The organism is Oceanobacillus sp. FSL W7-1281 (assembly GCF_037969835.1).
Classification (GTDB): Bacteria; Bacillota; Bacilli; order Bacillales; family Amphibacillaceae; genus Oceanobacillus; species Oceanobacillus oncorhynchi.
The window spans coordinates 4,619,861-4,644,360 of the sequence record NZ_CP150214.1 but is presented as its reverse complement, the minus strand read 5'-3'; the positions used below and the strand labels follow the sequence as shown (position 1 = coordinate 4,644,360).

At 40.1% G+C, this 24,500-nt stretch carries 20 protein-coding genes; 15 read left to right on the top strand and 5 right to left on the bottom strand.

All coding sequences use genetic code 11. The features are described 5' to 3' along the window. Positions 1 to 364: 364 nt before the first annotated feature. Positions 365 to 1,123: a MurR/RpiR family transcriptional regulator gene (locus MKX55_RS22370; RefSeq protein ID WP_339235117.1), complete on the bottom strand. Its 759-nt coding sequence runs from the start codon at positions 1,121 to 1,123 to the stop codon at positions 365 to 367. Between the two features lie 151 nt (positions 1,124 to 1,274). On the opposite strand from MKX55_RS22370, the gene MKX55_RS22365 reads away from it, so the two are divergent. From MKX55_RS22365 to MKX55_RS22345, 5 genes are all read left to right on the top strand, one after another. After that, on the top strand, positions 1,275 to 2,864 hold the full coding sequence (locus MKX55_RS22365) for an alpha-glucoside-specific PTS transporter subunit IIBC (protein WP_339235114.1): 1,590 nt from the start codon (positions 1,275 to 1,277) through the stop codon (positions 2,862 to 2,864). Between the two features lie 24 nt (positions 2,865 to 2,888). After that, complete coding sequence (locus MKX55_RS22360) at positions 2,889 to 4,214, top strand: 6-phospho-alpha-glucosidase (RefSeq protein ID WP_339235112.1); 1,326 nt, start codon at positions 2,889 to 2,891, stop codon at positions 4,212 to 4,214. A gap of 234 nt (positions 4,215 to 4,448) precedes the next feature. Beyond that, positions 4,449 to 5,372 (top strand): RsiV family protein, encoded by a 924-nt coding sequence (locus MKX55_RS22355; RefSeq protein WP_339235109.1) that lies wholly within the window; start codon positions 4,449 to 4,451, stop codon positions 5,370 to 5,372. Between the two features lie 249 nt (positions 5,373 to 5,621). Then, on the top strand, positions 5,622 to 8,021 hold the full coding sequence (locus tag MKX55_RS22350; RefSeq protein WP_339235106.1) for a penicillin acylase family protein: 2,400 nt from the start codon (positions 5,622 to 5,624) through the stop codon (positions 8,019 to 8,021). Positions 8,022 to 8,296: 275 nt separating this feature from the next. Next, entirely contained in the window at positions 8,297 to 8,878 is a 582-nt protein-coding gene (locus MKX55_RS22345) for a hypothetical protein (protein WP_339235103.1), read from the top strand. 63 nt (positions 8,879 to 8,941) lie between these two features. On the opposite strand, the gene MKX55_RS22340 is transcribed toward MKX55_RS22345, so the two are convergent. Further along, a complete protein-coding gene (locus tag MKX55_RS22340) occupies positions 8,942 to 9,706 on the bottom strand; it encodes a DeoR/GlpR family DNA-binding transcription regulator (RefSeq protein ID WP_339180997.1) in 765 nt (254 codons plus the stop codon). A gap of 247 nt (positions 9,707 to 9,953) precedes the next feature. On the opposite strand from MKX55_RS22340, the gene MKX55_RS22335 reads away from it, so the two are divergent. From MKX55_RS22335 to MKX55_RS22300, 8 genes are all read left to right on the top strand, one after another. Further along, positions 9,954 to 10,706, top strand: coding sequence for an ABC transporter ATP-binding protein (locus MKX55_RS22335; protein ID WP_339185351.1), 753 nt, complete (start codon positions 9,954 to 9,956; stop codon positions 10,704 to 10,706). Beyond that, positions 10,699 to 12,324, top strand: coding sequence for an ABC transporter permease subunit (locus tag MKX55_RS22330; RefSeq protein WP_339235100.1), 1,626 nt, complete (start codon positions 10,699 to 10,701; stop codon positions 12,322 to 12,324). Before MKX55_RS22335 ends, MKX55_RS22330 begins: the two co-directional genes overlap by 8 nt. 9 nt (positions 12,325 to 12,333) lie before the next feature. After that, on the top strand, positions 12,334 to 13,317 hold the full coding sequence (locus tag MKX55_RS22325) for an extracellular solute-binding protein (RefSeq protein WP_339235097.1): 984 nt from the start codon (positions 12,334 to 12,336) through the stop codon (positions 13,315 to 13,317). A gap of 85 nt (positions 13,318 to 13,402) precedes the next feature. Continuing rightward, on the top strand, positions 13,403 to 14,497 hold the full coding sequence (phnW, locus tag MKX55_RS22320; RefSeq protein ID WP_339235094.1) for a 2-aminoethylphosphonate--pyruvate transaminase: 1,095 nt from the start codon (positions 13,403 to 13,405) through the stop codon (positions 14,495 to 14,497). Beyond that, entirely contained in the window at positions 14,494 to 15,288 is a 795-nt protein-coding gene (gene phnX / locus MKX55_RS22315; RefSeq protein ID WP_339235091.1) for a phosphonoacetaldehyde hydrolase, read from the top strand. Before phnW ends, phnX begins: the two co-directional genes overlap by 4 nt. Before the next feature lie 608 nt (positions 15,289 to 15,896). Then, the gene (locus tag MKX55_RS22310) at positions 15,897 to 16,061 is read left to right on the top strand and encodes a hypothetical protein (protein ID WP_339180985.1); all 165 of its coding nucleotides are present in this window, start codon (positions 15,897 to 15,899) and stop codon (positions 16,059 to 16,061) included. A gap of 40 nt (positions 16,062 to 16,101) precedes the next feature. Beyond that, positions 16,102 to 16,284, top strand: coding sequence for a RhuM family protein (rhuM, locus tag MKX55_RS22305; protein ID WP_339235088.1), 183 nt, complete (start codon positions 16,102 to 16,104; stop codon positions 16,282 to 16,284). A gap of 195 nt (positions 16,285 to 16,479) precedes the next feature. Continuing rightward, entirely contained in the window at positions 16,480 to 17,169 is a 690-nt protein-coding gene (locus MKX55_RS22300) for a copper homeostasis protein CutC (RefSeq protein ID WP_339235085.1), read from the top strand. Positions 17,170 to 17,272: 103 nt separating this feature from the next. Here the strand turns inward: MKX55_RS22300 and MKX55_RS22295 are convergent, their stop codons facing one another. Beyond that, positions 17,273 to 18,187, bottom strand: coding sequence for a PfkB family carbohydrate kinase (locus tag MKX55_RS22295; protein ID WP_339235083.1), 915 nt, complete (start codon positions 18,185 to 18,187; stop codon positions 17,273 to 17,275). 313 nt (positions 18,188 to 18,500) lie between these two features. On the opposite strand from MKX55_RS22295, the gene MKX55_RS22290 reads away from it, so the two are divergent. After that, complete coding sequence (locus MKX55_RS22290; protein ID WP_339235080.1) at positions 18,501 to 19,580, top strand: tartrate dehydrogenase; 1,080 nt, start codon at positions 18,501 to 18,503, stop codon at positions 19,578 to 19,580. Positions 19,581 to 19,805: 225 nt separating this feature from the next. On the opposite strand, the gene MKX55_RS22285 is transcribed toward MKX55_RS22290, so the two are convergent. Together MKX55_RS22285 and MKX55_RS22280 are read right to left on the bottom strand one after the other, a co-directional pair. After that, positions 19,806 to 21,407: an FMN-binding glutamate synthase family protein gene (locus tag MKX55_RS22285; protein ID WP_339235078.1), complete on the bottom strand. Its 1,602-nt coding sequence runs from the start codon at positions 21,405 to 21,407 to the stop codon at positions 19,806 to 19,808. A 257-nt stretch (positions 21,408 to 21,664) separates the two neighbouring features. Beyond that, positions 21,665 to 23,080, bottom strand: coding sequence for a YfcC family protein (locus tag MKX55_RS22280; RefSeq protein ID WP_339235076.1), 1,416 nt, complete (start codon positions 23,078 to 23,080; stop codon positions 21,665 to 21,667). 217 nt (positions 23,081 to 23,297) lie between these two features. On the opposite strand from MKX55_RS22280, the gene MKX55_RS22275 reads away from it, so the two are divergent. Continuing rightward, complete coding sequence (locus tag MKX55_RS22275) at positions 23,298 to 24,425, top strand: M20 peptidase aminoacylase family protein (protein ID WP_339235074.1); 1,128 nt, start codon at positions 23,298 to 23,300, stop codon at positions 24,423 to 24,425. Positions 24,426 to 24,500 lie beyond the last annotated feature (75 nt).

The window sequence follows — 24,500 nt, the reverse complement described above, 5'->3', positions numbered from 1 at the left end:
TCGCATATTAAAAAGTAACTTCATTTCTATAGAAACAGGAGTTGATTGTTCCTTTAATAACCCCCTTGACAAAGATATAGAAGGCGAAGTGTAAAGCGCCGCTGTGGCGGAAAGCGGAGTGGGTGGCCGGAGCGGAGCTATGTACCATCACCAATTCCCAAAAGGCCGGATATTTCACCAAAATGCAAGCATGGTAATGAAGAACATGTTCATTTTGGAATAGCAAGATATATATGTTTATTCTTAGGTGTTAAAGTTGAATTACTTTAAAAAACGGATCTCTATTTATGACAAAACCTTTCATTTACCTCTGAATTATTGAGGCAGATGAGAGGCTTTTCTTTGCGCTTTTTTAAATAAACGATTAGTCCTCTTGCTGCTCCATCTTCCACTCGCTAAATTTCCGGACAATAATATCAAAAACAATATGAAAGGGCAGGAAACTGGAGTTGTCTACCTTGTTATATAAATAAAACGGTGTGCTGTTTACATAGATATTAAACATGGCATTTTGTGCCAGGAAATTATTTCGCAATGTCGTTACGCTGATATATTTAATATTTCTTGTTTTGAACATATGGATGATTTCGTCCAGATTTTTCGATTCTCCAGATAAAGAAATAATAAATATAAGGTCCTCTTCCCCAAATTCATCAATGCCATCTGTTAAGTCTCGTTCACTTCGCAATATGAGAGACTTCTTATGGAGAGACCATAACTGTCTTTGTACGTTATTGGCTATATCCTGTTGAGCCGTCCCCGTACCATAAATATAGATAAAACTTGCTTCGTCAATCAACTTATTTAACTTGTGGAAATTTAACTGTTCCATATATTTCATGGTCTGTTGTATATCCTGGTTCAGCAATTCCATTAAATCCTGGGAAGTATCTTCAGTGTAAATATTTAATTTAATATAGGATTTCAAATCACTGTAACCATCTAGCCCAATCTTTCTAGCCAGCCGATGAATGGAAGAGATTGAGGTATGGGCATAATCTGCCAAGTCCTGAATTTTCATCGCTTTCATTTCATCAAGATGGTTGTGAATGGTATTAACGATATGTAGATCATTCTCATTCAAGTCTTCGTAGTATTCATTCACCAATTTATCCAGAATCATTTGATTCATCTCCTTGTAATGAAAATGTTTTCACTCTATGAAAATATAATCTAATGTTACTACGTTATTTCTGAATGCGTCAAATCTATTGGAATTTGAAAGCGCTCCCTATATATTGGAATTAGAGATTAAAACAAAGGAGTTTTTGTTTATGAATGCAATCAAGCGGTTTGGCAGTGCAATGATTGTTCCCGTTCTTTTATTTGCGTTCTTCGGTATTGTTGTTGGACTGGCAACGTTATTTAAAAATCCCGCTATTATGGGAGGCATCGCTGAAGAAGGAACAATGTGGTATAACATTTGGACCATTATTGAAAGTGGCGGGTGGACGATTTTTGATCACATGGAATTGGCTTTTGTGATTGGTTTGCCGATTTCACTTGCAAAGAAAGCGCAAGCACGTGCAACACTTGCGGCATTGATGGTTTATCTTGTTTTTAATAATTATATCAATGCGATTCTGACACTTTGGCCATCGACGTTTGGTGTTGATTTATCCCAGGGTGTTGAAAATTTAACAGGTGTGAAAGAGATTGCCGGCATTCCGACATTAGATACAAATATCATTGGAGCCATTGCCATATCTGGTATCGTGATTTGGATTCATAATCGTTTTTATGATAAGAAATTACCTGACATGCTGGGTATTTTCCAGGGGCTTGTATTCGTTACCATTATTGGATTTTTCGTTATGATTCCGTTTGCTTTCCTTATTGCATTTGTATGGCCATATGTTCAGCAGGGGATTGGTTCCTTACAGGGATTCATTACACAGGCAGGCTATATAGGTGTTTGGCTGTTTCATTTCCTGGAACGCGTTTTAATTCCAACAGGGCTGCATCACTTTATCTATACACCGTTTGAATATGGGCCGGCAGCTGTCAATGAAGGGTTAAAACCATATTGGATTAATCATTTAAATGAGTTTGCCAATTCAACTGCAGCATTAAAGGATCTTTATCCATATGGATTCTTAATGCAAGGGAATATTAAGATGTTTGGCTGTCTGGGTATTGCGCTGGCAATGTACTATTCTACACCGAAAGAGAATCGTAAGAAGGTTCTTGCGCTCGTATTGCCAGCAACGTTAACAGCCGTATTTGCAGGAATTACTGAACCGCTTGAATTTACATTCCTGTTTATCGCACCATACCTATTTGTGATTCATGCGCTTCTTGGAGCGACCATGGTTACGATTATGAACATGTTTGGTGTGGTTGGAATGATGGGTTCCGGATTTATTGAGATAGCTGCGTTGAACTGGATTCCGCTCTCTTCTAATCATGGAGGGATTTATATAGTCCAAGCGATTATCGGGTTTATCTTTGTAGCACTGTACTTTGTCCTGTTCAGGTGGATTATTGTGAAGTTCGATATTGCCTTGCCAGGTCGGAAAACAGATGAGGAGGCTAAATTGTACACAAAACAGGATTATCAAAATGCTAAAAAAGATGAAGGTGGTGCAGATCAAGAAATTGCAGCTGCAACATATGAGTCAGAATATGAGGAGAAGGCGGTCTATTATTTAGAAGGACTTGGCGGCAAAGAAAATATTAAGGATGTTACCAACTGTGCAACACGTCTGCGTGTCACAGTGAAGGACCCTGACTTGGTCAAAGGAAATGATTACTTTACCAAAAATCAGATGGCTCATGGAATAGCTCAAAGCGGCCAAAGTATACAGGTCATTGTAGGCCTGAGTGTACCGCAAGTGAGAGATTCCTTTGAAACAAAACTTTAAAAATATATCAGGAGGCGTTTTACAATGAAAAAATTTAACATTACGATTGCTGGAGGCGGAAGTACATTTACACCGGGGATTATTTTGATGCTGCTGGACTATCTGGATGAATTCCCAATCGATACGATTAAACTCTATGATAATGATGGAGATAGACAAAAAACAATTGCAGATGCATGTGAGATTTTATTAAAAGAACGTGCACCGGAAGTGAGTTTGCTGGCTAGTACCAATCCAGAAGAAGCATTTACTAATGTTGATTTTGTAATGGCACATATCCGGGTCGGCAAATATGCGATGCGTGAACAGGATGAGAAAATTCCATTGAAGCATGGAGTGGTAGGACAGGAAACGTGTGGCCCTGGCGGAATTGCTTATGGGATGCGTTCGATTCCAGGAGTATTGGAACTGGTCGATTATATGGAAAAGTACTCCCCAGATGCCTGGATGCTGAACTACTCTAATCCGGCTGCCATTGTTGCCGAAGCGACACGCAAATTAAGACCAAATTCTAAGATTTTAAATATTTGCGATATGCCGATTGGGATTGAAGAATTAATTGCTAAAAGCTTAGGGTTATCCTCTCGTAAAGAGATGGAAGTAAACTATTATGGCCTGAATCACTTTGGCTGGTGGACAGATATTCGTGATAAAGAAGGAAACAGCTTGATGCCTCAGGTGACAGAGCATGTCAGCAAGTATGGATATACCATGGGTGGACAGGATATCCCTGGAGAAGAAGCGAGCTGGAACAGTACATTTAAAAAGGCGAAAGATGTACAGGCATTAGACGCAGCAACAGTACCTAACACGTATTTAAAATATTATTTATACCCTGATTATGAAGTAGCACATTCCGATAAAAACCATACACGCGCAAATGAAGTGATGGAAGGCCGTGAGAAATTTGTATTCGGTGAATGTCAGGCAATTATTGATAAAGGAAGTGCAGCGGATACGAAGCTTGAAACGGATGACCATGCTTCTTACATCGTTGATCTGGCAAAAGCAATTGCGTTTAATACAAAAGAGCGTATGCTGATGATTGTAGAAAATAATGGAGCCATCGTTAACTTTGATCCGACTGCAATGGTAGAGGTTCCTTGTATCGTTGGCAGCAATGGTCCAGAAAAACTGGTTGTCGGTGAAATTCCGAGATTCCAAAAAAGCCTGATGGAGCAGCAGGTAGGCGTAGAAAAATTAGTAGTAGAAGCGTTTGAAGAGGGCTCTTACCAAAAATTATGGCAGGCGATCACCTTATCTAAAACGGTGCCAAGTGCCAAAGTAGCGAAGGATATTTTAGATGACTTGATTGAGGCGAATAAAGCGTTCTGGCCAGAGTTGAAATAGTTTCTGACATACAAGCAATAGGAGTGGAGACGCTCCTATTGCTTTTTTATGTAGTATTTTCGGGCTTTTAAATCTTTTCGCCTGTACGCATTTTCATCATTGAAAAGTTACGATACACCAAGAAGTTGCTACCCGAACGCATGTCTAGTTATGGTAAAATAAAAGGTATTATTAAATAAAGCAGAATATTCAATTCAAGCACAGTCAATATGTCATATGGGGAGAGAAAAAGTAATGCAGAAAAAATGTATTATTCTAGGGCTTGCTATACTTATTTTGGGGTTGATTGGATGCAACAGCAATAATAATCCTACCAGCAAGGAGACGCAGGAAGCTGCAGCGGATGATTCACGTGAAACAGTGACGGAAAAAGAAGAAATATCAGATGATGCAGATCAAAAAGCAGAAGAACTTGAGAGAAATAAAGCTGATGTTAAAAGTCAAGAAGCTGACGAAGAATTAAAGGAAGACAGGCCAGATGAGAATGAGCAAGAAACCGACATAGAGACGGGAACGGATGAAGCTGAAATAACTGGTGAAGAGCAGGATGATGCAGCATTTCTGTCACCAACATCGTCAGAATATGAAATCGAAAAGATAGAAAAAGCTGGAGAGTGGACTGAGATTTCTGCAGAATATCCAGTGTTTGGCATAAAAGAAGCAGATAAAGCGATTGAGATGGAAGCCATGAAGTATTTTGAAGAATTTGAGACGGAGTTTGAGGAAAATGAAAAAGAGCTTGCAGAAATTTCGTATGAAGGAGGAGAAAGTCTTTCTTTTGAAGAACCGACAGTAACAGACGAATATGTATCCCTTATGTTTATGCAGGTCATGGATTTTGGCGGACCGCATCCGTTCTTTTATCAGCATCCTTTTAACTATGACTTAAAGAATCATAAGGAATTAACTATTCAAGATTTCGTGAAGGATGAATCACAGCTGAGCAATCTTGGTGATTTAATATATAGTAAGCTGGAAAATGAGGGTCCGGAATTAGATATGCTGGAAGAAGCAACACAGCCGGAATGGGATAATTTTCAGCGTTTTGTACTAACGGAGGATTCAATTATCTTTCATTACGAGCACTATGAGCTTGGACCATATGCTTACGGGGTATTTGATGTAGAGGTAACGTTTGATGAGCTGAATGAACTTTGATGAAAAACTGGCATTCTATTTGTTGGGGAATGGAATGCCATATCGTTTTGGGGGAGAGCTGAATTTGTTTGGCTCTCTTTTTGTATATCTTTTAGGATAGCTCATTTTCAAAACAGACATACCTGTTATAACCCCAAGGCTTGTTGCATATATTCCACATTATAGAAGTCTTGACATACTAATCCATCATGCTATGATTCTCTTTAAAGAGGGATATTTAACCATGTGCTGCAAAGGGGGATTTATTAATTGGCAAAGAGAAAGAAAGCCTACGAAACATTATCTAAGAAAAAAAGATTCCGTAAAAAGAAAATATCAATTGGTATATTAGGATTTATTATTGTCCTGGGTCTTGCTGTTGCTTTTTTTGTAAACGGATACATAAACAAATCGCTGCCAACCACAGAGGGGACGATGGAGCTTTCCATCCTTGAGAATGAAGTCACGGTGATAACCGATGAAGACGGGGTTCCGCATATTCGAGCAGATAACGCCCGTGATTTGTATATTGCACAGGGCTATATTCAGGCAGATCGGCGAATGTTTCAAATGGAGCTCTCTCGAAGACAGGCATCCGGGACGTTGAGTGAAGTCGTTGGCGAGGATGCGGTCAATCAGGATAAGTATTTCCGAACGCTGGGATTAAGGAGAGCAGCGGAGGAATCGTATGAAGTGTATTCAGATGAGTCAATAGAAGTTCTGGAAGCCTTTGCCGAGGGGGTAAATGCGTATATGAAAGAAGCGAAGGCAAATAACAGTTTGCCGATTGAATTCACATTAATGGACTTTGAACCGGAAGAATGGACGCCGGTGGATTCGTTAACGATTGGAAAATTTATGGCGTTTGATCTTGGCGGACACTGGGAGCAGCAGGCTTTTAATTATTATTTGTTGAATAAATATGACAAGGAAAAGGCATATGAATTATTCCCCGCTTATCCAGAAAACAGGCCGACAATCATCCAAGAGGATGAACTGGATATTGCAGCAAGCTTTGAGCATGCGGTGATCCCTCATCCTTTTAACGGCAGTAATAATTGGGTGGTCAGCGGAGATAAAACAGCATCAGGTATGCCGTTATTGGCAGATGACCCACATCTTGGGCTTGCTACTCCGTCAATTTGGCTGCAAATGCATTTAGAATCTCATGACGGCTTGAATGTGGGCGGTGTTATTTTTGCCGGGGTACCGGGGATTATTCTTGGTCATAATGACCAGATAGCCTGGGGCGTGACCAATACAGGACCAGATGTACAGCAGTTATATATTGAAAAGCGCAACCCTGATAACCCAAATGAATTTTTATACGAGGATGAATGGGAAGAAGCAGTAATGATTGAAGAACCAATTAAAGTAAAAGACGCAGAAACCATTGATTATGAAGTCACCAAAACACGTCATGGTCCAATTGTTTCGGAATTTGCGGAAGATACCGGAGCGGATACAGTGCTTTCTTTAAGATGGACGGCGTTGGATCCAAGTACCGAATTAGAAGCAATCATGGAAATGAATCGCGCTGCCGATTGGGAGGAATTTGAAGAAGGGCTGGAGAAGTTCCTTGTTCCCGCACAGAATTTTGTGTTTGCGTCGAATGATGGCACGATTGCCTTTAAAGCAAATGGCAAAATCCCAATTTATGAAGATGGGAAAGATGCTTTACTGCCGCTGAATGGCTGGGAAGCGGAGAATGAGTGGCAGGACTTTATTCCATTCGATGAATTGCCTTCGGTTGTTAATCCGGAGAAGGGTTTTATTGCAACAGCTAATAATAAGGTTGCTCCAGATGATTATCCTTATCATATCAGTAACGTGTGGGCACAGCCTTATCGCTATGAGCGGATTGCGGAGGTACTGGAGTCGGGGGATGATTTCACCACAGAAGAAATGCAGGATTTGCAAATGGACCAGACAGACTTAAGAGCACGGGAATTTGTTCCTTTATTTCAAGACGTGCTCGCTGGTGAAGTATTGACAGAGCAAGAGCAGGATGCGGTCCAATTATTGGCTGATTGGGATTTTGTTATGGATAAGGATGCACCGCAGCCGCTCATTTTTGAACGCTGGATGCGGGAAATTCAAAATCGTATCTACCGTCAAGAAATACCAAGCACCATGCGAGGTTTATTTTCCACACAATCCCAAGCAACGGAAAATCTATTGCGCACAGCTTTTCATGGAGAGGATTCCATTTGGATAGAAGAAAATGGCGGATTGGAAGAGGTGTTGGCAAATTCTCTGAAAACAACTGTAGAAAAACTGACAGAAGAACATGGAGAAGATATGTCTGCCTGGACATGGGGTGATTATCATCAGGTGCAATTTAACCACCCATTATCAGGCATCAGCCCATTTTTAGCATTTTTCTTTAATCGTGAAGATGCTCTGCCCGTTGGAGGAAGCGGCGTGACGCCCATGGCTGCCAGCTATCATTCCGAAACAGGCGAGGTCGACCACGGTGCTTCCTGGCGGTTTGTAATAGATACGAACGATATGCATGCCGGGTATCATATTGTCGGTCCAGGTCAGGATGGTCATTTTAAGAGTGAATGGTATCAGGATCAAATGAGTGACTGGGTGGAAGGAAATTATCATGAGACGAGGCTGGATGAAACTTCGGGACTGGAGCTGAGGTTGACTCCAGAGGAATGAAATAGGATGAGCGATTAGGATGAAAAATAATGACTCTCTCTGCTTGCTGTTTTTACGCGGAGGAGTCATTATTTTTTAGTTGATGGAAATCATCAAAAATAGATACATTTCTGGGTTTATCCTCCTTGTTCTGTGTATTATTTGTGATTACAAAGGCTTTATTTATGAAAATAATGAAATAATTAACCTGTAATATAGTATAATTGTATTAGGTTAATCGATGCGAATTATAAAAGTACTCCCCTCATGCTTCTGCGAGGAGAAAGGAGAGAGGAATGGATATTTGGCCAATCCTTTTGCTTACAGCAGGATTAATGGCATTCATCATCTATTTATCAGTTGTAGTCAGCAGGTTATTTTTTATAAAAAAAGAGGCAATTACATCTGGCACAGCAAGTTTATTATTCATTAGCTTTGTTTTAGTAGCGAGCAGTTTTTATATGGTTTTGACAGAGAAAAACGGTATCCTTCCACTTAAGAATATGACGTCGTCTATAGCAGAGCAGCGGAATGATGAGGGGGAGAATATGCAGCCGCTGAATCAGAATAATAAAATGAAAACGGATTTATTAAATGCATGTCTACAGAGGGACGGTATAGATATGCTTTTTGAAGCATTTCCTTTTCAAGTTCTGGATGTTTCTCTGCTGGAGGAGGAATGGGGACAACAGGAGGAAACGCTATTTACAGAAACGAATATCGTCGCCAGATTTTCTATAGGGGATGATGATGTTATGTTAATAGAGGATGCTGTTAAGGGAAGTTCTGAAAAAACGCTGATGGAGCAATTTGATTGGGAGAGTCTGGATAGGGATATGCTGGATTCTTGTTTAGCTGAGATTGGAGAATTAGAATAGTAGTCAGGGGAAAAGCACCTATCAAATTGCATTTGGACGTTTCATGCTGATAGGTGCTTTCAGTTATTCCTTAGAAATAATCAACTCTGTCTTAACCTCGTCAAATCCCCTTATCACCTCTTCTCTCGCTTTCTGATCCGTCACAACATAATCAATCTCATCCAGTCCGGCAATATTTACGGTTACATTCCTTCCAAATTTTGAACTGTCCGCGGCAACATAGACTTCATGAGAAATATCAATAATCTTTTTACGGGCAAGTGCTTCTTCCACGTTGTAATCTGAAATTCCTTTTTCCATGGTAATGCCGCTTGCACAGATGAATGCCTTCTGTATGTTCAATTGGTGAAAGTTAAATAAATAATCATAGGTGACAACAGAGCGTTCATTCTTTCTGACCTTTCCCCCAATAACGATGAGCTCGACATTGCTGTTCATTAATTCAAGTATGACAGGGACAGAGTTTGTAATTACAGTCAGGTTTCGTTTCTCTTTAATATACCTTGCAATTTGATACGTCGTCGAACCGCTGTCCAAATAAATACAGTCTCCATCCTCGATATGTTCATCGCATGTTTTTGCAATTGCTGTCTTTTCCTCTAGATGGCTGATCATGCGTTCTTCCATAGAAACTTCACCAAACTTTGGTTCTGCCAATTTGACGCCGCCGTATATTTTTTTGATTTTTCCCTGTTCGGCAAGCGCACTGATATCTCTTCGCAATGTATCAATAGAAATTCCCATTTCTTCCCGAAGCTCAGGCATTTTCAGTACTTTTTTAACTGTTAACAAATCAATTATTTTCTTTTGTCTCTCAACTGGAAGCATTTTATCCTCCTCATGTAACGTTGTTATTAGTCTATTCTTTAAAGCTAGTTTACGGATAATTTGCAGGATAATCAATCGGTTTTTACAAAAAATTGAATGAAACATGCATAAGTATAAAAATATATAGTTATTATTTATGCACAAATTATGCTTAATTTATATATAATTTACATATTCTTAATAAAATAACAGATTTATCTTAATACTTATTTTATATGATGGGGGTAACTCAGAGGAGGTGGTCATGTTGTTAGAATTACAAAATATCAGCAAACAATTCGACCAGAAAGTTGTATTAGAAAATATCGACCTTACAATTAATAGCGGTGAAATTGTATCGCTGCTTGGACCGAGTGGAAGCGGAAAGACAACTTTATTAAATATTATCTTGGGGTTAACCAAGATTGATCAGGGAAAAGTTGTTTTTAATAACGAGGATCTAAGTCATGTAGCTATGAAAAATCGCGGTTTTAATATTGTCTTTCAAGATTATGCGTTATTTCCACATTTAAATGCTTATGAAAATATTGTATATGGATTACGCAATAAAAAAGAGGGTGCGTCAGCAGAGGAGGTCAGGGAATATATTGATTTCTTAGAGCTGAAGCCACATTTGAAAAAGAGAATTGGCGAGCTGTCAGGAGGACAGAAGCAGCGGGTTGCCTTGGCAAGAACGCTTGTAACGAAGCCGAAGCTGCTGCTTTTGGATGAGCCGTTAAGTGCGTTAGATGGTGTGATTAAGGAATCGATTAAAGAAAGGATTAAGTCGATTGCCAAGGAATTTAATCTGACAACAATTATTGTGACGCATGACCCGGAGGAAGCTTTAACAATCTCCGATAAGATTTTGATTATAAATCAGGGAAATATCTCACAGTTTGGAACACCATTTGAAATTATTAACCAGCCGAAAAATGATTTTGTAAAGGAGTTTATCCTGAGACAGCTTCAAATCAAACGGCAAAATATCTTTCATCTGTTTGGTGAAAAGTATGCGTAATGCAAAACCAGAAATACGGATTATCTTTATCATCATCCTATTACTCTTTTTTGCTTTTCTGTTCATTCCATTGATTGTTTTATTTCTTCGTTCATTTATGACGGAAGATGGAGGGATAGGGCTTTCAAATTATATAGCATCTTTGTCCAATGATGCCTTAATCCATGCAATCGGAAATAGTTTCAAGGTTTCCGGTGTTACAGCGATTATCACAACGACGCTGGCATTTGCTTTAGCATATGCAGTGAATTGTACAAAAATCTATCAGCCTTTAAAGGGTGCTGTCAAAATCGGTATTCTTATTCCCATGCTGATTCCTACGATTACTTACGGGTTTGCTATTATGTACACCTTTGGGAATCAGGGGTTACTGACAAAGCTTTTTGGTAGAAATCTATTTGAAATCTATGGCTTCAATGGGCTGCTGATTGGATATGTTATCTATACCTTGCCGGCGGCTTTTCTATTGATTCATAATTCGTTTAAATATATCGATAAGAAGTTTATCATTGTGTCGAAGCTAATGGGCGACAGAACCTTAAGAAGCTTTTGGAATACTGTTACCCGTCCATTGCTAGGGGCCTTGGGAGGAGCGTTTGTTTTATCGTTTATTCTCAGTTTCACAGACTTTGGCATCCCGGCATCGTTAGGCGGTACCTACGATGTTGTTGCCACACAGCTTTATCAAGCGATGCTTGGATCGATTCCCGACTTTAGTGAAGGTGCTGTGATTGCTGTCCTGATGTTATTTCCGGCTGTGATTGGAATTTTTCTGTTGAACTATCTGGAGAGATTTAATTTTCATTATGATAAGTTCAGTGAAACAGAATTAACGCCAAGCAAATTTAGAGACAGCTTTTATGGCGTTATTTCTGTAATTATTTTGCTGGGGATGCTTTCTATATTTGCAGTCATGTTTATTGCACCGTTTGTGATGGCTTTCCCTTACGATTTAAGGTTTACATGGGATCATATCACTGGTGTTTTCCAGTCCAATGATCTTGTATCAGTTTATAGAAATTCACTGATTGTTGCAGTTTTAACAGCAGTGTTGGGAACGGTTATCGCCTATGGGTCAGCGCTTCTTAATGCGCGTACCAAAGTAAAAGGGAGGCAAACCGTCGATGTCTTTTCGATGATTACCAATACGGTGCCTGGTATGGTTCTTGGGTTATCCTATTTGCTGCTCTTTAATGAGAGCAGTTTAAAAGGAACCTTTCTGATTATTGTTTTATGTAATATCATGCATTACTTTACAACACCCTATTTAATGGCGAAAAATGCCTTAACAAAAATGAATCCTGGCTGGGAGACCTCCGGAGAATTACTGGGGGACAGCTGGGTCAAAACGGTATATCGCGTTATTCTGCCAAACTCCATATCTACCGTTTTAGAGATGTTCAGCTACTATTTTATGAATGCAATGGTTACAATCAGCGGTGTTATCTTTCTGGTATCCGCTCAGACAACGGTTGTCGCAAGTAAAATTAATGAACTGCAGCATTTTGCCCAGTTCAATGAAATATTCGTTTTATCGGTGCTTATTTTCTTAACCAATTTATTAGTTAGATCGGTATGTGAAGTTCTTCAAAAAAGAGCAGAAATTTATAAGAAGTGAGGGGAAAACATGTTGAACACCATGAAAAAATCGATCATCGGAACAGGAATGGCTTTAGCGTTTACCTTAGCGGGATGCGGTGCGCAAGGAAGTGATGATGTTGTGATTTATACCAATGCAGATGAGGAAGCAACCGCAGCAATGGAAACAGCATTGGACGCTGCAGGCTATGAAGGAGAATATATTTTGCAATCGCAAGGTACATCTGAACTGGGAGGTAAGCTGCTGGCAGAAGGAGATCAAATAGAAGCAGATGTGGTTACCATGAGCTCTTATTTCCTGGACAGTGCCCAGGAACAGAATGAGATGTTTGCGGATTTAACCTTTGAAACAGAGGCATTAGAAGAGCACCCATCTTATTATACGCCGGTTTTAGGAAATACAGGTGCTATTTTTGTAAATACGGAAGTACTCAAACAGCATGGTTTGGAAGCTCCAGAGAGTATTGCCGATTTAGCAAAGCCTGAATATGAAGGTCTTGTATCGATTCCGAACATTGAGGACTCTTCTACAGCGTGGCTGATGGTACAGGCGGTAATCAGTGAATATGGAGAAGAGGAAGGAAAAGTAATTCTTCAGGATTTAATTGCGAATGTCGGGCCCCATCTGGAAAGCTCTGGTTCAGGTCCAATCAGCAAAGTACAGGCAGGGGAAGTTGCTGCCGGGTTCGGATTGAGGCATCAGGCAGTTGCAGCGAAGGAATCTGGAGCACCAATTGATTTTGTTGATCCGACAGAAGGGAACTTTTCACTGACTGAAGCAGCAGCAGTTGTAAACAAGGAGAATGACGAAAAATCACAAAAAGCAATGGAAATGGCAGAGGTCATCTCAACAGATGCAAGAGAAGAGCTGTTAACTTATTATCCGGTAGCACTTTATGAAGGAGAAGCGGTTGATGAAACACATGAACCGGCGCATCCTAAAACATTTGACCAGCCATTAAATGTAGAACTATTGGAACAGCATCAAGCATTCTTTAACTCTGCCAAGTAGACAATGGAATGAAGTTATTTAGGAAATCACAAGGGGTTACAGAATTAAAAACCTCCCTAATCTGTAAACAAGGAGCGATGTTTTTTTGGAACAATATAAATTATTAACGCCGGGTCCATTAACAACCACGAATACGGTGAAAGAGGAAATGCTCTTTGACCGTTGTACATGGGATCAGGATTACAAGGATATCACCCAGAAAATCCGGATGCAGCTGCTTCAGCTTGCGAAGGCTTCCCCAGAGGATTATACAACAGTACTGATGCAGGGAAGCGGAACGTTTACAGTGGAATCGGTAATGACAACAGCGATAAACAAGAAGGATAAAGCATTGATTATCACGAATGGTACGTATGGAGAAAGAATCGTGAAAATGGCGGATTATATCGGTTTACATTATAAGCATTACGATGTTGCTTACAATGCCTACCCCGATGAATTGGAGTTAAAGTACATTTTAGAGAATGATGCTGCGATTACGCACGTGGTGATGGTGCATTGTGAAACAACGACCGGCATATTGAATCCATTGGAAAGGGTCTCCAGACTTGCTAACGCTTATCAGAAAACACTGATTGTTGATGCGATGAGCAGCTTCGGAGGTATCGAGATGGATATTCCGGCGTTAGGAATAGATTTCTTGATCAGCAGCGCAAATAAATGTATTCAGGGAGTGCCTGGATTTGGATTTGTTATTGCGAAATTGGATAAATTACAGGCCTGTGAAGGGAATGCAGGCAGTCTGTCCTTAGATTTATATGATCAGTGGAAGGAAATGAATAAGGACGGAAAATGGCGTTATACCTCGCCGACGCATGTAGTAGCAGCATTTTCTAAAGCCATCGATGAATTAATGGCAGAGGGAGGAGTGCCGGCGAGGCATCAGCGCTATCAGCGTAATAATCAGCTGCTGCGAGAGGGTTTAGAACAGCTTGGATTCCAACCGTATATCACGGAGCAGAGACAGTCGCCAATTATTACGACATTTCTATTTCCAAATGAGACATTTGCTTTTGCAGATTTTTATCATTATGTGAAGGAAAGAGGCTTTGTACTTTATCCAGGCAAATTGACAGAAATAAATACATTCCGGGTAGGCAATATCGGAGAAGTCTATGAAGAGGATATAAAAAGATTATGCAATGTCATCCAACAATATATGGGAGCAGTGGTAAAATGAAAAAAGTAGAAGGCATTATATTTGATTGGGCAGGTACAACGATTGATTTTGGCTGCTTTGCACCGGTACATGCATTTGTAACAGTTTTTGAAAATGCGGGCATTGAAGTTACCGTAGAAGAAGCAAGAGAACCAATGGGATTAACAAAGATTGATCATATTCGGACGATGCTATCTATGCCGAGAATTACAGCATTATGGAACGAAAAGTACGGTCAGGAGTTCACAGAACAAGATGTAGAGAACTTATATCTTGGCTTTGAAGCTGCTCTCCTAGAAACATTAGCTACGTACACAGATCCAAAACCAGAGGTGCTGGAAACGATAGAACAATTAAGAAATCAAGGCCTGAAAATCGGCTCTACCTCCGGCTATACGCAAAAAATGATGGATATTGTTGCTCCAGAAGCAGAGAAAAAGGGATATCATCCAGACTTTTACATGACAGCAGACGGGACAAGCGGAATGGGAAGACCATATCCATATATGATTTACCGAAATATGGAAGCATTGAATTTAACAGCAGCTCGTCATGTCGTCAAAGTGGGAGATACGATTCCGGATATCGATGAGGCGTTAAATGCTGGGGCTTGGATTGTTGCTGTTGTTGTCGGCAGTTCAGAAATGGGGCTAAGTGAAGAAGAATTTGACGCGTTATCTGAAGCGGAGCAGGAGGAACGGATTGCTCAGGTAGAGAAGACTTTTGTAGAATGCGGGGCTGATTTTACGATACGGACTATGGGTGAGCTGCCTGAGGTTATTAGGGAGATTGATCGTCGGCTTGGGGAGTGAAAATGTTTTAGGTTTGTGATGAAAATAGGATTGTTAAGATAAAAAATAGCTGTGTCATCACTGTTTTGTGAAAATAGTGAGCACAGCTATTTTTAACTCTGCTGTGATTTATGCGCTCTATTTCTATTAAATATCAAATGTACGTGATTTCACGAAGCGCATTACATTTAAGATTGAAATTAGACTGGGTGGGACGATCAAACAGTTAAATCCCTTGTAGAGTTTAGTGAAATCACAAGCAAGATACATTTTAGAATCGTACTTATATGAAGAACTGCCAAACTTTACCCTTTCTAAGCTATTCCTCATTCATCCTCGAATTAATATATCGATACCTGGATAAAATAAGTTATTATGAAAATAGTTTTGAAGTAAAGATGAGGCCATATTGCTACAAAATTATAGCTCTGATGCTATAATTGAATAGATATATATGTTATTGAGAGAACTTAAAATCAACGTGTAGATATATTAATAAATGATCTAACAAAGTACTTTATACTCTATTAAAAAAGACTGTTTCATACATCTTAGGTTATCTTGGAATTTTGTATCACTGTATAGAAATAATAGATTCTCCTACTCTCGAAGCGAAAGGAGCAGAAACAATGAATAACGATGAATCCAATATTTTAATCTACCAAACCGAAGAAGGAAATACAAAAATAGATGTCAGATTAGAGAATGAAACGGTTTGGATGACGCAAAAGGCAATTGCTGAGCTGTATCAATCAACAAAACAAAATATAAGTCTCCACATAAAAAATATTTGAAGAAGGGGAATTAGATGAAAATGCAGTTGTCAAGTAAAACTTGACAACTGCAAATGACGGTAAAAATTATAAAGCAAAGCATTACAATCTCGAAATTATTATCGCTATCGGCTATCGTGTTCGCTCCCATCGGGGCACCCAGTTCCGTCAGTGGGCTACAGAACGTTTGAATGAATACCTTGTTAAAGGATTTACAATGGATGAAAACCATTTGAAGAAGTAAATAACTCCAGCTTACATTTAAAAACAACTAAGAAACATTTTTATTATATAGAGAGAATACGGTATGAAGGTAGTACAGCGGATGTTAACGCCGTTTGTGAAAGCAATTATCTAAATCGAATTATAGAAGAAGGTATAGGGCAATCATTAAATGACCCGCATAAACCCAAAACAAAACACAGAAAGGACCTCTAACATGATAGAATGTATCGTTCAAAATGCAGCAGATGCAAAAGAAGCTGAAGAGCTTGGTGCCACAAGATTAGAGTTGGTTTCGGCTATTGAATTAGGCGGCCTGACACCTTCTTATGGAACGGTCCACCACGTAATGAACAGCGTAGAAATACCTGTTCAAGTAATGATTAGACCGCATCCTTATGGATTTATGTATCGTGCAGAAGATAAATTGGCAATGAAAAAGGATATTTCTTTACTCTATGAGATGGGGTATAAGCGGATTGTGATTGGTGCGCTGACAGAAAATAAAACAATAGATACTGTCTTTTTAGATGATTTATTCAGCGATTTCTCTGAATTGGATGCGACGTTTCATCGTGCTTTTGATGAAACTCGCAATCAAATAGAAGCTTACCGGACACTGGTACCTTATCGAAAAAATATTAAGCGAATCCTAACTTCTGGCGGTGCAGCGGATTGTACTGACGGAAAGGATATGCTGCTTGAACTGGTTCAATTGCAGAGCAAATTGCAAGGACCAAATATTTTGCCGGGAAGCGGTCTGAATGCAGAGAATATAGCTACTCTGCATGAAGTGATTCAAGCGAAGGAATATCATTTTGGCAGTGGTGTCAGGTATAATCAGTCATTTGAAGAAGGGATGGATCAAGGAAAGATAGCGAGGATCCGGAAAGCGTTAAGCAAGTAATCATCATCAAGCTTGGTTGAAGCTGCATGCATCATGAAATAAAAACGGTTAAGGCAGTTCATATCCTGTCTTAACCGTTTTTAAAATATCCAATAGAAGGCGATTAGATATCCATCTCCAAACCTAACTCATCTCTTTTATTTCTCACGCTTTCCAAACTCGGAATGGAGAGTTGTCCGCCAAGGGTTTCAACAGAAATCGATGCTGCCAGCGAAGCAATCCGTACCGTATCTTTTAGCGAAAAATGATTCTCTAAGCAATAAGCAAAAGCACCGTGGAATATATCCCCTGCTCCAGTAGTATCCACCGTGTCTGCACGAAATGCAGGAATGTAATAGATTGTATCTTCCTTTTTATACATAGCTCCGTCACTCCCCAGCGTTACCACGATAGTATTTGGGTTGATTTTCTCCAGTTTTGAAAAAGTGTCCCGCCAGGTCTCTTTATGATTCATATGAATCGCTATCCCAGAATATTGATAGGCGAAATCCTTCGAACAGACAAGATAATCAACAGCTTCAATAATATCTAAAAGCTCCGGTTTAAACGTTCCGGCATCCATTAACGTAATAGCCTTTGGGTATTTTTGAAATGCTTGATGGGCGCATTCTTTTTCATATCCGTCCATAAGAATCACATCGGGTGAATGGGCTGGCCAAGCAGGCTCATAATTTTCTGGAGGCAAAGGCGTATTAAGGATGGTCCGATGTCCATTTTCTTGGTTAACTATAATGGAGCTGATGCTGGTAGCCAGTTGTTCATCTACTTTTAAAGAGGTGGCATCGACCCCGGCACTTTCTAATTGTTCTAGAATTTTCTTTCCAAATAAGTCATTTCCAATACGAGTGATAAGTGACGTTCTGCTTCCCCATAATGCGCACAAATAAGCAGCGTTTGCAGCTGGTCCTCCCATACATTCTATTCGTTGCGGGATACGGTATTTTTGATTTTCAACAATCGGTGTGTCGACAGGAAAAGTTATATCATAAACAGCTTGGCCGATACATAGAATACTCATTTTATTCCCTCCATCACATAAGGCGATTTCTGATTGCAATTCATTTGGTATTTCATCTTACAACAAATAAAAAAACTAAAATCCTATTTATCTATATATTCTATCATCGTTCAGAAAATGTGTGGTCAGAGAAACAAGGATTATCTTACTTTATTATGTAAACGTATTCTCAAGTGGTATAATAACTACATATCTTGCTCTGATAGATAGCATCTCTTTTTTGAGCGGCAAAGGAATGGAAACAGATTTTTACCTTGGAAAAGGCTAGGTTAAGGTAAAATGAATAGATTAACGATAGGGTGGAGGGTTTTTAATGAAAGAATGGAAAATAGCGCTTGTTCCAGGAGACGGAATAGGACCGGAAGTTGTAGCAGAGGGTGTAAAAGTGCTGCAGGCCATCGAGAAGCTGGACGATACACTTTCTTTTGAATTTGAACGTTTTCCTTGGGGTTGTGAGTATTACTTAGAACATCAGAAAATGATGGCGGATGATGGGATAGAGCAATTAGAAAATTTTGATGCGATTTATCTTGGAGCTGTAGGCTATCCTGGGGTTCCTGACCACATTTCACTTTGGGATCTATTATTGAAAATTCGCAAGGGCTTTGATCAATATGTGAATCTGCGTCCGGTGCGGTTATTAAATAAAGAGCTGACGCCGATTAAAAGTAAATCGGAGAAAGATATTGATTTCCTTGTTATCCGGGAAAATAGTGAAGGGGAATATGCTGGCGCCGGAGATTGGTTATTTAAAGGAAAAAAAGAAGAGGTTGTTTTGCAAACCGGTGTTTTTTCCCGGAAAGGGACAGAACGGATTATCCGATATGCCTTCGAGGAAGCGCGTAAGCAACAAAAATCACTGACAAGTATCAGTAAAGCGAATGCGCTGAATTATTCCATGGTTTTCTGGGATGAGGTATTTGAAGAAGTAGGGAAAGAATATCCAGATGTTAAAACAGAATCCTATTTAGTCGACGCGGCAAGTATGTTTTTCGTTATGCAGCCGGAACGTTTTGAAATTGTAGTAACCTCTAATCTGTTTGGAGATATTTTGACAGATATCGGCGCTGCAATTACTGGTGGAATGGGGCTAGCGACAGGGGCGAATGTGAACCCGGAAAGAGATTATCCTTCCATGTTTGAGCCGGTTCATGGCTCTGCACCTGATATCGCCGGGCGAGGGATTGCTAATCCAATTGCAGCCATTTGGTCGGTTGCGCAAATGCTAGAGCATTTTGGTGAGGAAGAATGGGGAAGTATCGTTGTTGATACGATAAAAGAAATAATTGATGAAAAGAAAGTACTCACACCGGATTTAGGAGGAAAGCATAGTACTTCAGAAGTTGGAGATTATTTTGTGGAGAAAATAGCGGGGAAGCTGCACCATAAGTAACGGGTTTAATAAAGGTAAATCGCTATCTGATTACGTATGAAGATGTTGCTTAAGGTGAAGTTTGCCTAGTTTCATATGAATGGAAGATGGTGTGTTTATTTTGCAATAGAGTTAAAGAAATGGTTAAGCATATATAAAAAGAAGCTCGCAGGAAATTATTATTTCAGCAGTGAGCTTCTTTTTATTTATTTTAAACAGCACATGGAGCAGATAGCCCGATTGGAACTATAGAATTACAGAGAAATTTTCTTTCTCAATCAATTCATCCAGCGACCAGACACGCTGATATTCATCCTTATATTGAATATGTGATGCACGAATGTCTGTTGGAGTAGTGACGCCTGCTGCTGCGGAAATACGGAACAGGCTTTCACGAAGGGTGACCAGATAATTCAAAGCCCGATAAGCTTTTTCATCCACAACAAGGGCTTTCTGCAGCTTAGGATCGGTTGTTGCTACCCCCACGGGACAACGATTCGTATGACAAATTTGTGCCATAATGCAGCCGACGGTAATCATAAATGCACGAGCAATCTGGACAAGGTCTGCACCCATACCAAGAATGACAGCGATTCGATCTGCAGTAAAAAGTTTTCCTGAAGCAATCAGTGTAACACGGTCGCGAACCCCATATTTTTTTAACGTCTGATTAGCGATGGTGATTGCTGATTTTATAGGGAGCCCGACGCTGTCTGCAAGCTCTTGAAAGGTTGCTCCTGTTCCGCCTTCGGATCCATCTACAGTAATGAAATCCGGTCCAGCACCGGTTTCCTTCATATAACTGGCCATCTCTTCTAAATCGTGCGGGCTGCCAATGACTAGTTTAACGCCGACTGGAAGACCGGTATGATTCCGAATCTGCTCGATAAAAGAGAACATCGATGGGACGTCATCGAACTCGTTAAAACGGTTGGGACTATCGATTTCTTGATAAGGAGTGACATTTCGAATAGCAGCGATTTCTTCCGTTACTTTTTCTGCATCCACATGCCCGCCGCGTGTTTTTGCGCCTTGTGCAAGTTTTAATTCGAAGGCTTTAACCTGTGGGATTTCGCTTTTTTCTTTCAATAAATCCCAGTTAAAAGCACCTGATTTTGTACGAACGCCAAAAAGACCAGGTCCAATTTGGGCTATGATGTTAGTATCTCCCGCTAAATGGTAATCGGAGAGTCCTCCTTCTCCCGTGTTCATCCAGGAACCGCCAGCCATGCCGACCCCTTTGGATAAAGCGGTAATCGCATTCTCTCCTAGTGCTCCATAGCTCATTGCAGACATCCCGACCAGGCCTTTCACGCAGAAGGGTTGTCTGCAGGAAGGGCCAATAACGACTGCATGTTTATCACTTAAGAGCCATGGCTGCATTTTTTGGTCCTTTAATTTTTCTTTCCGGCTTAGCAAATTATCTTCTTTCACTTCATAAACTTTGGAATCAATGAGCTTTGTATTATCTGCTTCCAGCTCTTCTTGCTGTTTGGGAAACATCGCATTTTTTACATAGAAGTCTGCTTTCTCAAAATCACGTCGAGAACCGAAACCAATCATATTTTTCTGATATTTAGCAGGAATTACCACATCCCGGTAATCATCGCGGGAGAATGGTTTTCCGGAAGTATCGGTATCAAATAAATATTGTCTAAGCTCTGGACCGGATTTTTCCAATATATATCTTAATTTGCCGAGCAGCGGATAGTTACGTAAAATAGCATGCTGTGACTGTCGCCGGTCCCTCCAATATATGTAGCTGAACAGAGCAAGCGGAATAACAATAATGGCTACTATCAGGATACTCAATGCTATCAAAATAAAAGTCAGTGCAGAAAATTCCATTTTTAGATATCTCCTCTCTTACAAAACTATCAAACTTCATATGTAAAATCGATATGTGCCTATAAGATATACATACCCGTTTTGAGAAGGGTTACACTTTTGAAAAATCTTTTGTCTGATGAGGCTCGGAGGGGGCGGAGGAAGATAAAGAAGGGATAAACAAAAAAGAGATGCTGGATTTTAAATCTAAGCATCTCTTCCGTTTAAATAGGAAGGAAACCTGTTAAAATAGCTTCTCTTCCTATTTATTCAAGCTATCACACCGGTCCCCAATTAATCAAAACAGTAATCACAATAAAGATCGTACCAATAACATACCAAATCCCCACAAGCGGCAGGGCAAATTTTAGCCACTTCGTCCAAGGAATACCGGCGATGGCTAAATTGGCCATTAAAACACCGGATAACGGTGTAATAATATTAGTAAAGCCATCTCCAAGCGTGTAGGCTTGAACAGCAACCTGACGCGGGATATCCATTAAATCGGCAAGTGGTGTCATGATTGGCATGACAATGGCAGCTTGTCCACTACCAGAAGTAACAACAAGGTTGAACAACCCATTTCCGATAAACATAGCTATGGCACCCATGACACTGGAAAACGGTTCTAAAACAACAGCCATACTATGTACGACCGTATCCAGTACTTGTCCATTTTCCAAAACAACTACAATCGAACGAGCCATTCCGATAATTAAAGCACCGTATAATACTCTTTTCGCACCGTTTAAAAACTCTTCTACCATTTGGTTAGCGCCCATTTTTGAAATAAGAGCGGTAAGAATTGCTAAAGCAACGAAAATCCCTGCCATTTCATTGATGTCCCAATCTAATTGGAAAACACCATAAACATAAATAGCAATACCGGCTACCAGAACAAGTAATACAGTGAGCTGTGTAGATGTTAATTTTTCATCTACATCGTCCATGGATTTTTCCTCCAGCTTCGGGAAGGGATTATCACTCAGAATACTTTTTTGCGGGTCATTTTTAACGCGGTTGGCATACCAAATGATGTAAGCAATGGTTGCACCAACAATAATGACATAGAGAACTAATCTTAAAGATAGACCAGAAAATAATGGAATCTGTGCTATCTGCTGTGCAAACCCTGTTGTTTGCGGATCCAGGAATCCAACTGCAAATCCGGAGTAAGCTCCTAAGTAAATAATTGATACACCGACAATGGCGTCCATTCTCATAGCTCTAGCCAGGATAATTCCAATTGGAATAAAAGCAATGGAGGAGTTAGCGATAATTCCCAATCCTCCAAAAACAGAAAAGAGTGCAGCGACCATTAAAATTAAGAGCCATTCGCGGTTTTGTGTCCGTTTAATGGTTTTCATGATCATGCTGTCAATCGCACCTGTTTTTTCAATAACAGCGAAAGTTCCGCCAATTGTCAATACAAGAAAAATTAGTCCGGCACCGCCAATCAATCCTTCTTGAATCGAGCTAAATAAATCAATCAAGCTAACAGGCTGCTGGTCGATTTGACTATAGCTGTCTGGAACAATGACATCCATTCCATCTTCCGTTGTTTCTCGTTCGTAACTCCCGGCTGGAATGATATATGTAAGGATTGCGGCAAGCAATAGAATGACAAACAATATAACATATGCATCTGGAAGCTGAAATTTCTTTTTTTGCTTTGTTTTTTCTTGCTGTGACATAGAAGAAGCCTTCTTTCTTTGAAAATCTTAAACTTGAAATTGATTATATAAGAGTTTATACTTCAAAGCAATATAAAATAATTAAGAATACTTTTAATAGAAGGCTGCTGCTTGCTTATCTTGTCAAAAATAGGGCCTGTCGGAAAGCAGTTGTATATGAATGGATGACCTTCGTGCGTAGAAAAAGAGCTTACTAGATGAAGGATGGAGAAGACAAATGGGAAAAAATATAGAAAAAAGTGTGTCAGAGGTTTTTCAACATTTACACACACATGCTGAAATCAGCTGGGAAGAAGTAGAGACTACGAAATATATTAAAGAAAAATTAGAAGAAGCCGGGTGTAAAACAATCACATTTCCAGACCATACGGGTGTCATCGGAAAGTTTGGCAGCTTTGACAAAGGTCTGCCGGTAATTGGTGTCCGTGCAGATATGGATGCGTTATGGCAGGAAGTGAACGGTGAATTCCAGCCAAACCATTCCTGCGGTCATGATGCGCATATGTCGATGGTATTGGGCGTCCTATGGACATTGCAGCAGATGCCTGACATCAAAGATAAGGTAGCGATTAAATTTATTTATCAGCCCGCAGAAGAAGAAGGCGGCGGTGCACTGAAAATGGTGGAAGAAAAAGTGGTGGAAGACGTCGATTATTTATTCGGTGTTCACCTCAGACCAAAACAAGAAGTTGATGCAGGGCAGGCTGCTCCTGTGATTGTGCACGGTGCAACGAAAACATATGAAGCGGTCATTAAAGGGGAGGATGCGCATGGGGCACGTCCGCATCTGAACGATAATGCGATTGAAATTGGCATGCAAATCGTCAATATGCTGGGTCAAATCCATATGGATCCAAGAGTTCCGCACTCGGCGAAAATGACGAAATTCCAGGCGGGGGCGAAAAGCTCGAATATTATCCCGGGGAACGCCTCATTCAGCTTGGATTTACGTGCGCAATCCAATGAAGTGATGGAACTGCTTGTGAAGAAAGTCGACGGTATTTTAGAGTCTGTACGGAATCTGTATGATATAGATATTGATGTGACTAACTATCATGGTGTACCTGCAGCTGAAACAAGTGAAGAAGCAACGAGCTTTATGCGCACAGCAATTACAGACGTATTGGGTGAAGAAAATGTGGTAGAGCCGCTCCTGACACCAGGCGGAGATGATTTTCATTTTTATACGGTGAAAAAACCGGAATTAAAAGCCACGATGCTGGGATTAGGCTGTAACTTAGGGCCTGGTTTACACCACCCTAACATGACCTTTGATAAAGATGCACTTCAAACAGGAGTGGATATTTTAACGAAGGCTATTTTGAATGTGTATGGAGATAAGTGATAGATTGTTAGATTAAGGAATAGCCAGTTCTTGCTTTGTTTGGCGAGAACTGGCTTTTAACGATGTATTAAGGTC

Bases quoted from the DNA above. Each gene is read 5' to 3' on its own strand.
- MKX55_RS22280 (WP_339235076.1), bottom strand. From the start codon at position 23,080: ATGTCACAGCAAGAAAAAACAAAGCAAAAAAAGAAATTTCAGCTTCCA.
- MKX55_RS22365 (WP_339235114.1), top strand. From the start codon at position 1,275: ATGAATGCAATCAAGCGGTTTGGCAGTGCAATGATTGTTCCCGTTCTT.
- MKX55_RS22275 (WP_339235074.1), top strand. From the start codon at position 23,298: ATGGGAAAAAATATAGAAAAAAGTGTGTCAGAGGTTTTTCAACATTTA.
- MKX55_RS22310 (WP_339180985.1), top strand. From the start codon at position 15,897: ATGAATAACGATGAATCCAATATTTTAATCTACCAAACCGAAGAAGGA.
- MKX55_RS22330 (WP_339235100.1), top strand. From the start codon at position 10,699: ATGCGTAATGCAAAACCAGAAATACGGATTATCTTTATCATCATCCTA.
- MKX55_RS22290 (WP_339235080.1), top strand. From the start codon at position 18,501: ATGAAAGAATGGAAAATAGCGCTTGTTCCAGGAGACGGAATAGGACCG.
- MKX55_RS22325 (WP_339235097.1), top strand. From the start codon at position 12,334: ATGTTGAACACCATGAAAAAATCGATCATCGGAACAGGAATGGCTTTA.
- MKX55_RS22295 (WP_339235083.1), bottom strand. From the start codon at position 18,187: ATGAGTATTCTATGTATCGGCCAAGCTGTTTATGATATAACTTTTCCT.
- MKX55_RS22370 (WP_339235117.1), bottom strand. From the start codon at position 1,123: ATGATTCTGGATAAATTGGTGAATGAATACTACGAAGACTTGAATGAG.
- phnX (WP_339235091.1), top strand. From the start codon at position 14,494: ATGAAAAAAGTAGAAGGCATTATATTTGATTGGGCAGGTACAACGATT.
- MKX55_RS22285 (WP_339235078.1), bottom strand. From the start codon at position 21,407: ATGGAATTTTCTGCACTGACTTTTATTTTGATAGCATTGAGTATCCTG.
- MKX55_RS22355 (WP_339235109.1), top strand. From the start codon at position 4,449: ATGCAGAAAAAATGTATTATTCTAGGGCTTGCTATACTTATTTTGGGG.
- MKX55_RS22340 (WP_339180997.1), bottom strand. From the start codon at position 9,706: ATGCTTCCAGTTGAGAGACAAAAGAAAATAATTGATTTGTTAACAGTT.
- MKX55_RS22300 (WP_339235085.1), top strand. From the start codon at position 16,480: ATGATAGAATGTATCGTTCAAAATGCAGCAGATGCAAAAGAAGCTGAA.
- MKX55_RS22360 (WP_339235112.1), top strand. From the start codon at position 2,889: ATGAAAAAATTTAACATTACGATTGCTGGAGGCGGAAGTACATTTACA.
- MKX55_RS22345 (WP_339235103.1), top strand. From the start codon at position 8,297: ATGGATATTTGGCCAATCCTTTTGCTTACAGCAGGATTAATGGCATTC.